Annotated in this window: 10 protein-coding genes and 1 tRNA gene; 10 read left to right on the top strand and 1 reads right to left on the bottom strand. The window is 32.3% G+C overall.

What is annotated here, in order from left to right; all coding sequences use genetic code 11:
* Positions 1-69 precede the first annotated feature (69 nt).
* The 7 genes from dnaE to HM981_RS03380 all read left to right on the top strand — a co-directional run bounded on the left by dnaE (position 70) and on the right by HM981_RS03380 (position 9,890).
* Entirely contained in the window at positions 70-4,449 is a 4,380-nt protein-coding gene (gene dnaE / locus HM981_RS03410; protein ID WP_179337170.1) for a DNA polymerase III subunit alpha, read from the top strand.
* A 232-nt stretch (positions 4,450-4,681) separates the two neighbouring features.
* The gene (gene trxA, locus HM981_RS03405) at positions 4,682-4,999 is read left to right on the top strand and encodes a thioredoxin (RefSeq protein WP_179337169.1); all 318 of its coding nucleotides are present in this window, start codon (positions 4,682-4,684) and stop codon (positions 4,997-4,999) included.
* A 67-nt stretch (positions 5,000-5,066) separates the two neighbouring features.
* The gene (locus tag HM981_RS03400) at positions 5,067-5,996 is read left to right on the top strand and encodes a DUF58 domain-containing protein (protein WP_179337168.1); all 930 of its coding nucleotides are present in this window, start codon (positions 5,067-5,069) and stop codon (positions 5,994-5,996) included.
* Between the two features lie 65 nt (positions 5,997-6,061).
* Positions 6,062-6,135, top strand: a tRNA-Asp gene (locus tag HM981_RS03395).
* Positions 6,136-6,797: 662 nt separating this feature from the next.
* A complete protein-coding gene (locus HM981_RS03390) occupies positions 6,798-6,971 on the top strand; it encodes a hypothetical protein (protein WP_179337167.1) in 174 nt (57 codons plus the stop codon).
* Between the two features lie 138 nt (positions 6,972-7,109).
* On the top strand, positions 7,110-9,140 hold the full coding sequence (locus HM981_RS03385; protein WP_179337166.1) for an ATP-binding protein: 2,031 nt from the start codon (positions 7,110-7,112) through the stop codon (positions 9,138-9,140).
* A gap of 81 nt (positions 9,141-9,221) precedes the next feature.
* Positions 9,222-9,890 (top strand): response regulator, encoded by a 669-nt coding sequence (locus HM981_RS03380; protein WP_179337165.1) that lies wholly within the window; start codon positions 9,222-9,224, stop codon positions 9,888-9,890.
* Between the two features lie 255 nt (positions 9,891-10,145).
* Here HM981_RS03380 and HM981_RS03375 read toward each other — a convergent pair whose 3' ends face one another.
* On the bottom strand, positions 10,146-10,643 hold the full coding sequence (locus HM981_RS03375) for a DUF456 domain-containing protein (RefSeq protein ID WP_179337164.1): 498 nt from the start codon (positions 10,641-10,643) through the stop codon (positions 10,146-10,148).
* A 118-nt stretch (positions 10,644-10,761) separates the two neighbouring features.
* Here HM981_RS03375 and HM981_RS03370 point away from each other — a divergent pair, with 118 nt between their 5' ends.
* The 3 genes from HM981_RS03370 to HM981_RS03360 are packed head-to-tail and all read left to right on the top strand — an operon-like array spanning position 10,762 to position 14,687.
* A complete protein-coding gene (locus tag HM981_RS03370; protein ID WP_179337163.1) occupies positions 10,762-11,127 on the top strand; it encodes a BlaI/MecI/CopY family transcriptional regulator in 366 nt (121 codons plus the stop codon).
* Positions 11,128-11,144: 17 nt separating this feature from the next.
* Positions 11,145-13,544, top strand: coding sequence for a M56 family metallopeptidase (locus HM981_RS03365; protein ID WP_179337162.1), 2,400 nt, complete (start codon positions 11,145-11,147; stop codon positions 13,542-13,544).
* 12 nt (positions 13,545-13,556) lie between these two features.
* Complete coding sequence (locus tag HM981_RS03360; protein ID WP_179337161.1) at positions 13,557-14,687, top strand: tetratricopeptide repeat protein; 1,131 nt, start codon at positions 13,557-13,559, stop codon at positions 14,685-14,687.
* Positions 14,688-14,720: the final 33 nt, after the last annotated feature.

Here is a 14,720-nt window from a genome sequence, read left to right as displayed (position 1 = left end):
CTTCACGAGAAAAACAACACAATAATTTATACTGAACTTGTTTCAGTACAAACAACTCAATACCTAAGCATGTATTTAATATTCGATACCGAAACTACAGGATTACCAAAACGTTGGGATGCACCAATTACTGATACGGATAATTGGCCTAGATGTATACAGATTGCGTGGCAATTGCATGATGGCATGGGAAATTGTATTGAGCACGAAGATTATTTGGTAAAACCAGAGGGTTTTAATATTCCTTATGATGCTGAAAAAATTCACGGAATTTCTACCGAATTAGCAAAAGAACAAGGGGTTTCTCTTTCAGAAGTTTTAGAGAAATTCAACATAGCATTATCCAAAACTAAATTTGTTGTTGGGCAAAATGTAAAGTTCGATTTAAATATTATGGGAGCAGAATTTGTGCGTGAAAACGTTGCAAATCCGCTTCAAGAATTACCGGTTTTAGATACATGTACAGAACACACTGCAAGTTTATGTCAGTTGCCAGGTGGACGTTATGGGAAATTTAAATTACCAACATTAACAGAATTACATCAATATTTATTTAACAAACCTTTTTCTGAAGCACATAATGCAACTGCCGATGTTGAAGCTACCACACGTTGTTTTTTAGAATTAATAAGACGAAAGCAATACACTAAAGAACAGTTAGATGTAGAGCCAGAATATTTTGAAAATTTCACAAAAGAGAATCCCGGTGAAATTCAGCTCATCAAGCTAAAGCATATTAACCTTAAGAAGGAAAGTGCAAAGATTAATGCACGTCTTCAAAAAGAACAAGCGACGCCAATAGTTGTAGATGAAAAAGCGGCATCTCAAGTAAAGGATGTCGATTTTGCACATTTACATAACCATTCTCAATTTTCTATTCTTCAATCCACCATTAGTGTTAAAGATTTGGTTGCTGCAGCTGCCAGAGAAAATATGCCAGCCGTTGCAATGACAGATCATGGTAACATGATGGGAGCTTTCCATTTTGTTACAGCGGTTTCTGGTCATAATAAAAAAGTAAAAGCACAACATGCAGAAGCGGAAGAAGCTGGTTTAGAAAAGAAAGGTAAAATTATAAAACCAATTATTGGATGTGAGTTTTTTGTATGTGAAAATCATGCAGACAAATCCAGAAAAGACAACGGTTACCAAATTGTGTTAATGGCTAAGAATAAAAAAGGCTATCATAATTTGGCTAAATTATCCTCTGCAGCTTTTACAGATGGATTTTATTATGTGCCTAGAGTAGATAAAAAACTAATTGAACATTATAAGGAGGATTTAATTTGTCTAACAGGAAATCTTTATGGTGAAGTACCAAGCAAAGTTCTAAACGTCGGTGAAAACCAAGCCGAAGAAGCTTTGTTATGGTGGAAAGAAACTTTTGGAGACGATTTGTATTTAGAATTAATGCGTCATGATCAGGAGGATGAAAATCGTGTAAATCCTGTGTTAATTCAGTTTTCAAAAAAGCATGATGTAAAGCTAGTTGCGACTAATAATACCTATTATGTAGATCAAGAAAATGCCAATGCACATGATATTTTACTCTGTGTAAAAGATGGTGAAAAACAAGCAACACCAATTGGTCGTGGTCGTGGTTATCGTTACGGTTTACCAAATCAAGAATATTACTTTAAGTCATCTAACGCTATGAAGGCGTTGTTTAAAGATGTACCAGAAGCGATAGTAAATATCCAAGAGGTTGTCGATAAAATTGAACCTTATGAGTTGGCTAGGGACGTATTATTACCCGCTTTTGATATTCCAGACGAATTTAAATTTGAAGAAGATTTAGCCGATAATGGAAAACGGGGTGAGAATGCTTTTTTAAAGGATTTAACGTTTAAAGGGGCGGAAAAACGGTACGGAGAAATCACACCGAAAATAAAAGAACGTCTCGATTTTGAGTTGAGCGTTATTGAAAAAACAGGATATCCAGGTTATTTCCTGATTGTTGAAGATTTTATTCGCGAAGCTCGAAAAATGGATGTTTCCGTTGGTCCTGGTCGTGGATCTGCAGCAGGTTCTGTGGTTGCTTATTGTTTATGGATTACCAATATTGATCCTATTAAATACGATTTACTTTTTGAGCGTTTCCTAAATCCGGATCGTGTAAGTATGCCAGATATTGATATTGATTTTGATGATGAAGGTCGAAGTCGAGTTATGGATTATGTTATCGAAAAATACGGTTCTAACCAGGTAGCTCAGATTATTACTTATGGGACAATGGCGGCAAAATCGTCTATTAGAGATACAGCCAGAGTATTAGATTTACCATTAAATGAAGCCGATCATCTTGCTAAGTTAATTCCTTTAATGTCTAAATTAGGAAAGATTTTTGGCTTAGATGAAAAGGAGCTTGCCAAGAAATTTAGATCAGAAGATTTAGAGAAAATTAATGAGCTTCTTAATATTTCTGATGGAGACGATTTACAAGCCGAAACTTTAAACCAGGCTAGAATATTAGAAGGTTCTGTGCGTAATACAGGTATTCATGCTTGTGGAGTTATTATTACACCAGGTGATATTACCAATTATGTACCTGTGGCTTTGGCCAAGGATTCCGATTTATATGTCACACAATTTGATAACTCTGTTGTGGAAGATGCAGGATTGTTGAAGATGGATTTCTTGGGATTAAAAACCTTAACCTTAATTAAAGATACGGTTAAGTTGGTAAAAGCAAAACATGATATTTTGCTCGATCCAGAGAATTTCCCGTTAGATGATGTACCAACGTATGAGTTATTCCAGCGAGGAGAAACGGTTGGTGTGTTTCAGTATGAATCACCAGGAATGCAGAAGCACATGAAGAATCTTAAGCCTACGGTTTTTGATGATTTAATTGCTATGAATGCCTTGTATCGTCCTGGTCCAATGGAGTATATTCCTAGCTTCATCGCGCGTAAGCATGGTGATGAAGAGATTGTATACGATTTACCAGAAATGGAAGAATATCTCAAGGAAACCTACGGAATTACGGTTTACCAAGAGCAAGTAATGCTACTATCTCAGAAATTGGCAGATTTTACAAAAGGTGAAGCCGATGTTTTGAGAAAAGCCATGGGTAAAAAGCAGATTGCTGTACTCGATAAGATGAAACCTAAATTCATTGAACAAGCAGGAGCAAAAGGATTAGACAAAACAAAGCTCGAAAAAATATGGAAGGATTGGGAAGCCTTTGCAAGTTACGCCTTTAACAAATCGCACTCTACGTGTTATGCTTGGATTGCTTACCAAACAGCGTATTTAAAAGCTCATTACCCTGCAGAATATATGGCTGCAGTTTTGTCTAATAACATGAATGATATTAAATCTGTAACCTTCTTTATGGAAGAATGTAAACGGATGAGATTACCAGTTTTAGGACCAAGTGTTAATGAGAGTTTTTATAAATTTTCAGTAAATAAAGACAATGCTGTTCGTTTTGGAATGGGAGCTATAAAAGGTGTTGGTCATGGAGCTGTTAAAACGATAGTTGAAGGCAGGAAAGATGAAGGTCCTTATAAGTCTATTTTCGATTTAGCAAAACGTATTGATTTGCGTGCTGCTAATAAAAGAGCTTTTGAAGGTTTGGCTAATGCAGGTGGATTTGATTGTTGGTCAGATACACATAGAGCACAATATTTTGCAGATGATGGTGATGGTATTAGTTTTTTAGAAAAAGCAGTGAAGTACGGAGCCAAACATCAGGAAAATGAGAACTCGGCGCAAGTGAGTTTGTTTGGTGCGGCCAGTGATGTGCAGATTGCAGAACCTGTAGTTCCACCTTGTGAAGATTGGGGAACCATGGAAAAGTTGTCTCGGGAACGTGAAGTCGTTGGTATTTATATCTCTGGTCATCCACTCGATGATTTTAAAACAGAAATGAAAACCTTTTGTAACGGAACCATTGATTTATTTGCCGATTTAGAAACGGTTGTAAACAAAGAAATCACCTTTGGAGGTGTGGTTACAGATGTGCAACATCGAGTAAGTAAACAAGGAAAAGGTTGGGCGATTTTTACCATTGAAGATTATAGAGATAGTTTTGAATTTAGAATCTTTGGCGAAGATTATTTAAAATTTAAACACTTCTTTGTGATTAATTCTTTTGTGTTTGTACGCGCTTTTGTTCGCGAAGGTTGGGTAAACAGAGATACAGGTAAAAAAGGGGATCCAAGAATTCAGTTTAATAGTTTTCAGTTGTTGCATGATGTAATGGATACCTATGCAAAAAAACTATCCATACAGCTTAATATTAGAGATTTAGAGAAAGATAAAATTGCGATTTTATACGATTTAATAAAGTTTCATGCAGGAAATCAAACTTTAAATTTTGTGGTCTACGATAATGCCGAAAAAATAAAAGTACAAATGCCAAGTCGAAAAAATAAGATTAAGATTTCTCAAGAACTTTTAAATGGTTTGAAGGAAAATGATGTGATGTATAAGTTGAATTAATTCAATTCCTGAGAAAGGAGGAATCTTAATAATAATTAGAAGCTTTAATTGAAAGCTGTTATCCTTTATTTGGTTGTGCCCAAATAAGATAACATATAAGCCCTCTATAAGGCTATAACCAAAACATATACAGGCATTGTAAGGTTTGCGAAATATTTTGACTAATTTTGTACTACTATCCATAAAGTGATAGTTAAAAAACGAAGTACAATACATTTAAAAAATAAATATTATGGCATTAGAAATCACAGATGCAAATTTTGAAGAGACAGTATTAAAAAGTGACAAGCCAGTAATGGTTGATTTTTGGGCTGCTTGGTGTGGACCTTGTCGTATGGTTGGACCAATCATTGACGAAATCAGTACAGAATACGAAGGTAAAGCTGTAGTTGGTAAGGTTGATGTTGATGCAAACCAAGAATTTGCTGCTAAATATGGTGTTAGAAACATCCCTACTGTTTTGGTTTTTCAAGGCGGAGAAGTTGTTGGACGCCAAGTTGGAGTTGCACCTAAGAAAGCTTATTCAGACGCTATTGACGGACTTTTATAGTCAATACTCTAAAAGAAATGATAAAAGGTTTGCCTATACGGCAAACCTTTTTTAGTTTCGGTAACTCATGGATTTACAACAAGAACTGAATAAAACAGGAGGTTTTAAAAACCTAGAATTATTAGCGAAGCAAGTCGTTGAAGGCTTTATTGCTGGTATGCATAAGAGTCCGTTTCACGGGTTCTCTGCCGAGTTTGCAGAGCATAAGGTTTACAATCCTGGTGAGAGCACTAAACATATAGATTGGAAGCTCTATGCAAGAACAGATCGTTTATATACGAAACGTTATGATGAGGAAACCAATTTACGTTGCCATATTATCTTAGACAACAGTAGTTCTATGCATTATCCAGAAACGGCTGGTACATCTCTTGGTAATCTTAATAAGGTGGCATTTTCGGCTTTAGCAAGTGCTTCATTAATGCATATTCTTAAAAAGCAACGCGATGCTGTAGGTTTAAGTATTTATAGTGATACTTATAATTTCTATTCGCCAGAGAAGGGGAGCGAACGTCATCATCAAATGCTTTTGCATAAATTAAGTGATGCTGTAGTTTCTAAACTAGAGACAAAAACAACAGAGACTTATAAGTATTTGCATCAAATTGCAGAAAAAATTCATCGTAGATCATTAATCTTTGTTTTTACGGATATGTTTCAAACGTCAGAAAATGATGAAAAACTGTTTGAAGCACTTCGACATTTAAAGCATAATAAACATGAAGTGGTCTTATTTCATGTTTTTGATAAAGAAAAAGAACAAAATTTTGATTTTGATAATAGACCAAAACGTTTTATCGATGTCGAGACCGGAGACCATATTAATTTGTACGCAGATAACGTTAAAGATAACTACGAAAAAGCTGTAAAAGAATACTTTACAAACTTAAAAATAAGGTGTGGACAATACCGAATTAAATATGTTGAAGCCGATATTAATGCTGGTTTCAATAGTGTCTTAACAGCCTATATGGTGGAGCGACAAAAATTTATTTAATTTTTTTTGTTTTTTGTTTGTCATATTCAAAAAGCTGTGTATATTTGCACTCGCAATTAAGCAACGGTCTGGTAGTTCAGTTGGTTAGAATGTCGCCCTGTCACGGCGAAGGTCGCGGGTTCGAGTCCCGTCCAGACCGCTAAAATTGCAAAAAGAAGCTTCAAGAAATTGAGGCTTTTTTTAGCGATATAAAGAAGTTGTGTTGTTCCAAGAGAGATCTTGGAAGTAGTTTACCAAAGCAATTTGGTAATCCAATGAGAAGCTTTCCTTTCTTTCTGAATAAGAAGATTGGGATGCTTTTTTGTTTTTGGCTAGTTTTGCTAAGCTTACACAACTTTGTTATAAATGAGATAGGCTATAATAGTTATCGAGAGTAAAAAAAAAGGTGCTACAATTTCTTGTAGCACCTTTTTTTTTGCGTTTTCCGAATAGAATACCAATTATAAACTAAAAAAATATACGAAGTAAAAATGTTAATTAACCTCCGAGTTTTCAACAAGTTATGAACATAGTTTTTGTATTTTAACGGATAATAATGTCGTTTTACCGAGGATTAATTAGGAAATGTCATAAATACATTTATATTTGCATCTCTTTTAAGTTTTAAAAACGCTTAAAAAAAGAGATTTAATCCATTTTACTATAAGATCTTAATTGGTCTAAAAAACGTCCCTCGTTTTAATTTTAGTATCGTTTTAGGTTACTCCTAAAATTGTAAATAATCCATGATTTTCCCTTTTGGTGTATCGCTTTGCGTTGCCGATTTAGATATAAACTAATTTTAACCTTAAAATAATACTTATGAAAACCCTAAAAATTACTTTCGCATTACTAGCTGTTTTATTTTTAACTGTATCTGGAGTACAATCAGAAACGGTTGTAGTTAATAATGACGAGCCTACTTACAAAGAACAAAATAGTTATGACCTTTTGGCTCATGATAAGACTAAAATCAAGTTGAAAACACAAGCATAATATATAATTTATTTGCTATTAATTATTAGTCCACTCATTGAGTGGGCTTTTTTTAGTTAGTATCAAACCAAGTGATAATTAAAATATGGTTTTGATATTTTAGCATATATTTGATTGATTAATTATTAATTCGATTAAATGCGTATCGCTGTTACTTTCATTTTTTTATTCTTGTTTGGAAGTGTATTTTCTCAAAGTCAGCATTCGAGTCAATTAGATAGTATTTATACTTTAAGAAGCTTGTCATTAGATGATAATCTTACAGATACACTAAGGCTCTTTTACGCAAAAAATGCAATCAGGTTATCGCGAAAGACCTCCCAAGATAGTACAGTGCTTATTAGTGGAAGAAACTTAGGTATGTTATACGATGTATTGGGAGAGACTAATAAATGGCAACAACAAAATAAAGAAAATCTACAGCTCGCTAATAAATTATCTGATACGTTAGCAGTAGCTGTCGCTAATCTTAATATAGGTCTTGCGAAGCATATTTATGATGTTCAATATGATAGTGCTTATTACTATTATAGAGGAGCATTAAAATATTATGACAAACTAGAGAATACAGAACTTGTAGCCACCATATACTATTATATCGCTACGATTCAAATTGAAGATAAAGTCTATATTAGTAGTGAAGAGAATGCAATAAAAGCATTAAAATTATTCAATACCTTACCAAAAACTGAGTCCATTAGAGATGATATTTGGAGTGTTAATGATCTGCTCGGAAAATTATCTAGTAAGCTAGGTAGGTATAATGAAGCTTTAAAATATCACAGTAAAGCTATTCATATAGCCAATTCAATGCAGGATGGAGTGTTTAATAAAGCCATTTCACTTCATAACCAAGCCAACGTTTATAATAAGTTACATGATTACGAAAAAGCGATTGAAGTCTTTAATGATTTAATTGAATTACGACCTGTTTACGAAGAAGAGGATCCCACATTTTATCCATTAATAATTGATAATCTTGCATACACTAAACTACTTGCAGGACAAAAAGATTATGATGAAATAAGTAACATGTTTTACGAGGCGTACGAAATAAGTAATCAGCTTGATGACGATCTTACAAAACTTGCGGTTACAATAGATTTATCAAAATACTACAAGCATTTAGAAGTTAGAGATTCTACTTTAAAATATACCGTTAAGGCTTACGATTTATCAAAACGTATATCTTCAATAGATATATTATTAGAATCCATGGTTTTACTTTCGGAATTAAAAGAAGGTGATGAAGGTAAAAGCTATCTAAAAGAACATATAAAACTTACCGATAGTTTGTTGTATGTAGAACGAAATGTTAGAAACAAATATGCTCGGATTGAATTAGAAACGGATCAATTAGTTGCAGAAAACAAACAAATATCTAAAGAAAATCTCTATTTATTAATCTTATCTATAGGGCTTTTAGTGACAGCAATTCTAGTTTATGTCTTAATTTCTCAACGTGCAAAGAATAGAAAATTAAAGCTTATTCAAGTACAACAAAAAGCAAACGAAGAAATTTACAACCTTATGCTTGGGCAGCAAGATAAGGTAGATGAAGCCAGAGCGAAGGAAAAAACAAGAGTATCAAAAGAATTACATGATGGTGTTTTAGGAGGACTTTTTGGAGTGCGTTTAAGTTTAGATAGCATTAATTTTAATGAAGGTAAAGAAGCTATGCTTACGAGAGCAAAATATATCAGTCAGCTTCAAACCATTGAACAAGAGATACGTAAGATATCTCACGAGTTAAATACTGATTTTGTTTCTGGTTCTGGATTTACTGATATTGTAGAAGAACTTGTAGAAAATCAAACTCGAGCTTATAATTTAGAGCACGAATGCAATTTTACAGATGAAATAAGTTGGGATTTGGTGTCTAATAAATCAAAAATTAATATTTATAGAATCATCCAGGAGTCGATGCAAAATATTTTTAAACATGCCAATGCAAAAGTTGTTAAAATTAGTATTTCACTAGAAAAAGATTTAATTTGCTTGGATATTATAGACGATGGAGATGGTTTTGATACCTCAAAAAATAATAAAGGTATTGGGCTAAAAAATATGAGATCTCGGGTTGAAGATATTAAAGGTGCAATTGCGTTTTCGTCTAAAACCAACAATGGTACACTAGTCAGTGTTAAGATTCCCTATTTAAAAGAGTAAATTAAGACGAGTGTTTTGTGAATAATTATTTTTATTCACAAAACGATAATTAACAATCAAAAAATCTATAAACTTAAACGCATGAATCATATCAGCATTTTAATGGTAGATGACCACCCCATTATAATTGAGGGCTATCAAAATGTTCTAATGGCGACAAAACAAGAGAATCAAATTCTTCAAATAGAGACGGCAAATAATTGTGATACAGCAGTTTTAATGATAGAGCGTGCAGCAAAAAAATATCCATATCAAGTCTGTTTTTTTGATATAAGTTTACCTGGATCAGAAGATGGTAAATATGCTTCTGGTGAAGATTTGGCATTATTAGCAAAACGGTTAATGCCAAGAGCTAAAATTGTAATTCTTACCATGTTTAATGAAACCTACAGAATTCACAACATAATTAAGGAAATTAACCCAGACGGATTTCTTATTAAAAGTGATTTAACCTCTATGGAATTAGCAGATGGTTTTCAACAAATTTTAAATTCACCGCCTTACTATAGTAGTACGGTAAGTAATTATATAAAGAAAACAATTTCTAGTGATATTTATGTAGACGATATTAATAGAAAGATTTTGCATTTATTGTCGCAAGGGGTAAGAACAAAAAGTCTAAATGAATATATAGATATTTCTACAAGCGCTATTGAAAAGAGAAAAAAGCAGCTTAAAAATTTGTTCTGTATAGAAGACGGAAAAGACGAAACGCTACTAAAAGAAGCAAGAGAAAAAGGTTTTCTATAATAAAAGTGTAATAATGTTGCTTTTTTACACCTTAAAATAATGCTCAAAGCTACTGTGAATTATATAAACTACGGTTTTACCACAGTAGGTTTACGGTTTTTCCGCAGCAAAGAGTTAAATATCTCCTTTATCTTTACACCATCAGCAAGAGTTAATTAATCCCTTATTAAGTATTTGTTGAATTAATAGCAAGAAAATAAACCTAGTCACATTCTTTGTGATTAGGTTTTTTCAATTCTAATCATTTGTGATTTACTAGTACCAATTGGCGTTGTGTTCAGATAATTTCACAATAAAAAAGCCTAAATAAACAATTGCAACTATAAATTTTAAAAAGGTAGATGCAATAAAACCAAGAAAAGATCCAAAGGCTGCTTTTAGAGCTTTGTTTATATCATTTTCATTGATGAGTTCACCAATAAGCGCTCCAATAAAAGGTCCAATTATAATTCCAAAAGGAATAGGAGATAGCAAACCAATAATTAAGCCAATGGTTGTACCAATCATTCCGGCTTTGCTGCCACCAAAACGTTTAGTGCCTATGGCAGGAATAATATAATCCAATACATATATAATAATAGCAACTATAAGCGTGACAATTAAAAATGTTTGACTCATTTCTACTCCTTCCGTAAAATGAAGTACTAAAAGACCAGCCCAACTAGTAAGTGGTCCAGGTAATACAGGTAAAAAACTACCTACAATGCCTAAAATCATTAAAACGAGTGCAATAAGCACTAAAAATAGTTCCATAAATATAATTTCAATTCATAGATATGACGCATTATGTTAACTATTGTTACAGTTTTATAACTAAAAATTTAGTTTGAACTAAATTTTTAGTTATATTTGAGAAAATAAATTCGTTATTATGAAGCAATTAACAAAAGCAGAAGAGGAAATAATGCAAGCTTTATGGAGCTTAAAAAAGGCTAATGTTAAAACTATTATAGGTGTATTACCAGAGCCTAAACCTGCTTACAACACGGTTTCTACTATTGTAAGAATATTAGAAAGTAAAGGATTTGTGAATTATGAAAAACAGGGCAAAGGCCATATATATTTTCCTTTAGTAGCCAAAGAATCTTATAGTAATCAATCTATAAATAAGCTAGTAGACAATTATTTTCAAGGGTCTTTTAAAAGTATGGTGTCTTTTTTCGTTCAAAAGAATGATGTTAATATAAAAGACATAGAAGTGTTATTAGATGAAATTAATAAGCCTAACGAGAAGTAGGATAAAAACAAGTAATTATGCTGTATTTAATTCTTCAAATTATTGCTTTTCAAGCGTTATTTTTAATGGTTTACGACTTATTTCTTAAGCGAGAAACCTTCTTTAATTACAATAGAGTCTATTTAATTATAACATCAATTCTGTCATTAGTGTTACCATTTATAAAATTCCCAGAACTTAAAAAAATGGCAACAAAAGATATGGTTATCCATTTACCAGAAGTTTTTATTGGAACAAAAGCACCAACGGTTTACGATATTCAAATAGCAGAGCAAGCTGGTATTATTTTAGAGCAACCGCAAACTTCACTATGGCAAATTATTGCAGTGTCAGGTATTATAATTAGCTCATTAATATTTCTAATTAAAATCATCAAATTATATACTATAAAATATAAGAATCCAAAAAGATGGCAAGGTAATGTGCTTGTTGTAAGGTTAATAAAAAGTAGTGCGGCATTTTCTTTTTTCAATACAATATTTTTAGGAGAGCATATTTCTGAAACCGAGAAACCAACCATTTACGAGCATGAGTTGGTTCATGTTAAAGAATATCACACGTTAGATGTATTGTTTTTTGAATTACTACGCATTGTCTTTTGGTTTAATCCATTAGTATATATCTATCAAAATAGAGTAAAAGAATTACATGAATACATTGCAGATGCTAAAGCTGTAAAACAAAGTGGAAAATCAGAATATTACACCAGTTTACTCAATCAAGTATTAGACGTTAATCAGGTCTCTTTTACCAATTCATTTTTCAATAAATCATTAATCAAAAAACGAATCGCTATGTTACAAAAATCAAAATCAAAACAGCTTCATCTTCTTAAATATGCACTATTAATTCCTATGGTTTTTGGGATGTTAATTTATACCTCTACAGAAGTTAGGGCGCAACAAAAGATAGACTCACAAGAAACCTTAGTTGATCAAGAGTTAACAGATGCAGAATTAATTAAAAAGTATTACGACAAGATGGTCACCATGAAAAAGACAGGAGCCACATTTTTTGAAATTTCTGATTTTGCTGGGTTTAAAAACTACGACATAACAAAATATTTGCCTTCGAGAACAGAGTTTTTAAAAATGAAGGCTTACGGACAATATTTTTCCGATGATTTGATTCAGAGAAAATCAGAAGAAGGCTCATTAACCCAAGACGATATTAATACTCTAAATTTAATGCGATTAGATAAGTTTGAAACTTATGCAGATTTTAAGGCGTTTAAAAACACAAAAGCAGAAAAAGAACGATGGGAATCAAACACCCAAGATGGAATATTAAAACTATTTGTTGAAGATTTAACTAACAAATCTGAAAATGATGAAAAACGATTTGATGCTTTACTGAAGCAATTGGAAAGTGATGATTATTTTAAAAAATTGGTCGTTACAGATGGTAAATCAACTTTTATTGTTGATTCATATGTTTCAAATGAAGCTATAGAAAAAACGGAGGTTAAAACAATAAATGAAAATATAGAAGTCCCATTCTCAGTAGTAGAAGAAACACCAACAACCATAGATTGTAAAGATTTAGAAAGTAATAAAGATCGAAAAGACTGTTTTAATAGCTTTGTGAACAAACACATTGCTAAAAACTTTAATACAAGTATAGGCGATAGTTTGAGCCCTGGTAGAAAACGAATTTTTGTACAGTTTAAAATTGACACCGATGGTAGTGTTAAAGATATTGTAGCTAGAGGACCAAGTCCAGAATTAGAAACAGAGGCCAAACGTGTTTTAGCAACCTTGCCTCAGTTTATTCCAGGGAAACAAAAAGGAAAAGTGGTAGTGGTCCCTTTTTCTGTGCCCATTGTTTTTCAGGTTCAAGCAGATGCTAATTCCCAAGAATATAATGAGTTGGTTGCTCAGCGCGATAGTATTTTAAAGCATTCCACAAATAAAAACCCAATGGTTGAGAAATTAAATCAACAGATTAATGAATTAAAGGCCAAGGAAAAGGTCTCGTCTATTGAAGACATGGAAAAGTATGCAGAATATAGGAAAGCTTTAAAAAAGAAGCGTTTAAATGGTGCAATTCCTTTTAGTGAAGTAGAAGTTGTTCCCATTCATCCCGATTGTGAATTGCTGTCTAACAAAACAGAAGAAAAAGATTGTTTAGCACAAGCAATCAATAAGTTTGTTGGGAAAAATTTTGATACCAATTTAGCAAATTCTTTAGGTTTACCAGCAGGTCAAAAACGAATTTACGCACAGTTTATAATAGATAAAACAGGACATGTTACTAGGATTACTGCCAGAGGACCACACCCAAAATTGGAAGCGGAAACGATTAGAGTTTTAAGCTTATTACCAAATTTTACTCCTGCTAAAAATGGAGGTGAAGATGTAGCTGTATCGTATGCTTTACCAATAGTTTTTCAAATTCATGACACCAAAAAAGACTAATTATTAGCGCTTATGAAATTATTTTTTTTGTTTTTATGTTCGGCGTATATATTTGGTTTAAACGCACAGAGTTTAAAAGAAAAGGCGGATGATTTCTATGTTAATGGTAACTATTCCAAAGCTATTGAAACCTATAAATCTTTAGATAACTTAGATGCTGTTTACGATGAAATAGCAAAATCTTATATGGCTATTGGCAACTATGATAAAGCTTTAGGTAATTACGAAAAAGCTGTAAAAGCTAATGAAAATAATCTGTTGGTAAACTATGAATTTGCCAAGCTATTAACTAAAACCAAAAAGTATAAAGAGGCTAATCTTATATTTTCAAATTTAATAGCATTAGATAGTTTAAATCCAAATTACTATTATGAGCTAGGTATTGTTTTAGAAAAGCAAAAAGATAGCATGGCTTTGCAACAATTTATAAAAACGTATGATTTAGATAATACACATCAAAAAGCTATTTTTAAGATTGCGAAGCAACATTTAATAAAACGAAACTTTATTGATGCGCATGCTTTTATTGATAGAGGTTTAGAAAGTTATGAAAACAATGTAGAGCTTATCAGTTTAAAAGCGCAAACGTATTATCATCAACAGCATTACACACATGCTGTAGTTTGGTTTAATAGATTGCTCGATCTTGGTGAGAAATCAGAATTTATTCACGAGAAATTGAGTTTAAGTTATGCCCAAAATTCAGATTACGAAGATGCCATTTACCATAGAAAGCAAGCCTTAAAATATAATCCTAATAATGCAGATGCCTTATTTTTGATAGGAACATATTATGAGAGTTTAAGTAATTTCGAACAAGCTGAATCACATGTTTCTAAAGCTTTAAAACTTTTAGATAGATCACTTACAGACGAATATCAGAAGTTAGGAACGATTTTAAATCGCCAGAAAAAACACGAAAAAGCCATTAAAGCCTTTCAGAAATCATTAAAAGAAGACCCTTCTAATATGATGTCTGAGTTCTTTTTATTGAGAACAAAAGATGAGTTTTATGCAGATTTAGATACTAAAATCACATTGTATGAACAGTTTATAGAAAAGCATAAAAAAAGCTATTTCATTAGTTATGCAACAAAGCGACTAAAAGAATTAAAGCAAGAAAAATTCTTAGAAGAAGACTAAAATCTAAAAATATCGTACTTTTCGCTATCAGAA

This window comes from Winogradskyella ludwigii (assembly GCF_013403985.1).
GTDB classification, from domain to species: Bacteria; Bacteroidota; Bacteroidia; order Flavobacteriales; family Flavobacteriaceae; genus Winogradskyella; species Winogradskyella ludwigii.
This window is presented reverse-complemented; position numbering and strand designations above follow the sequence as displayed.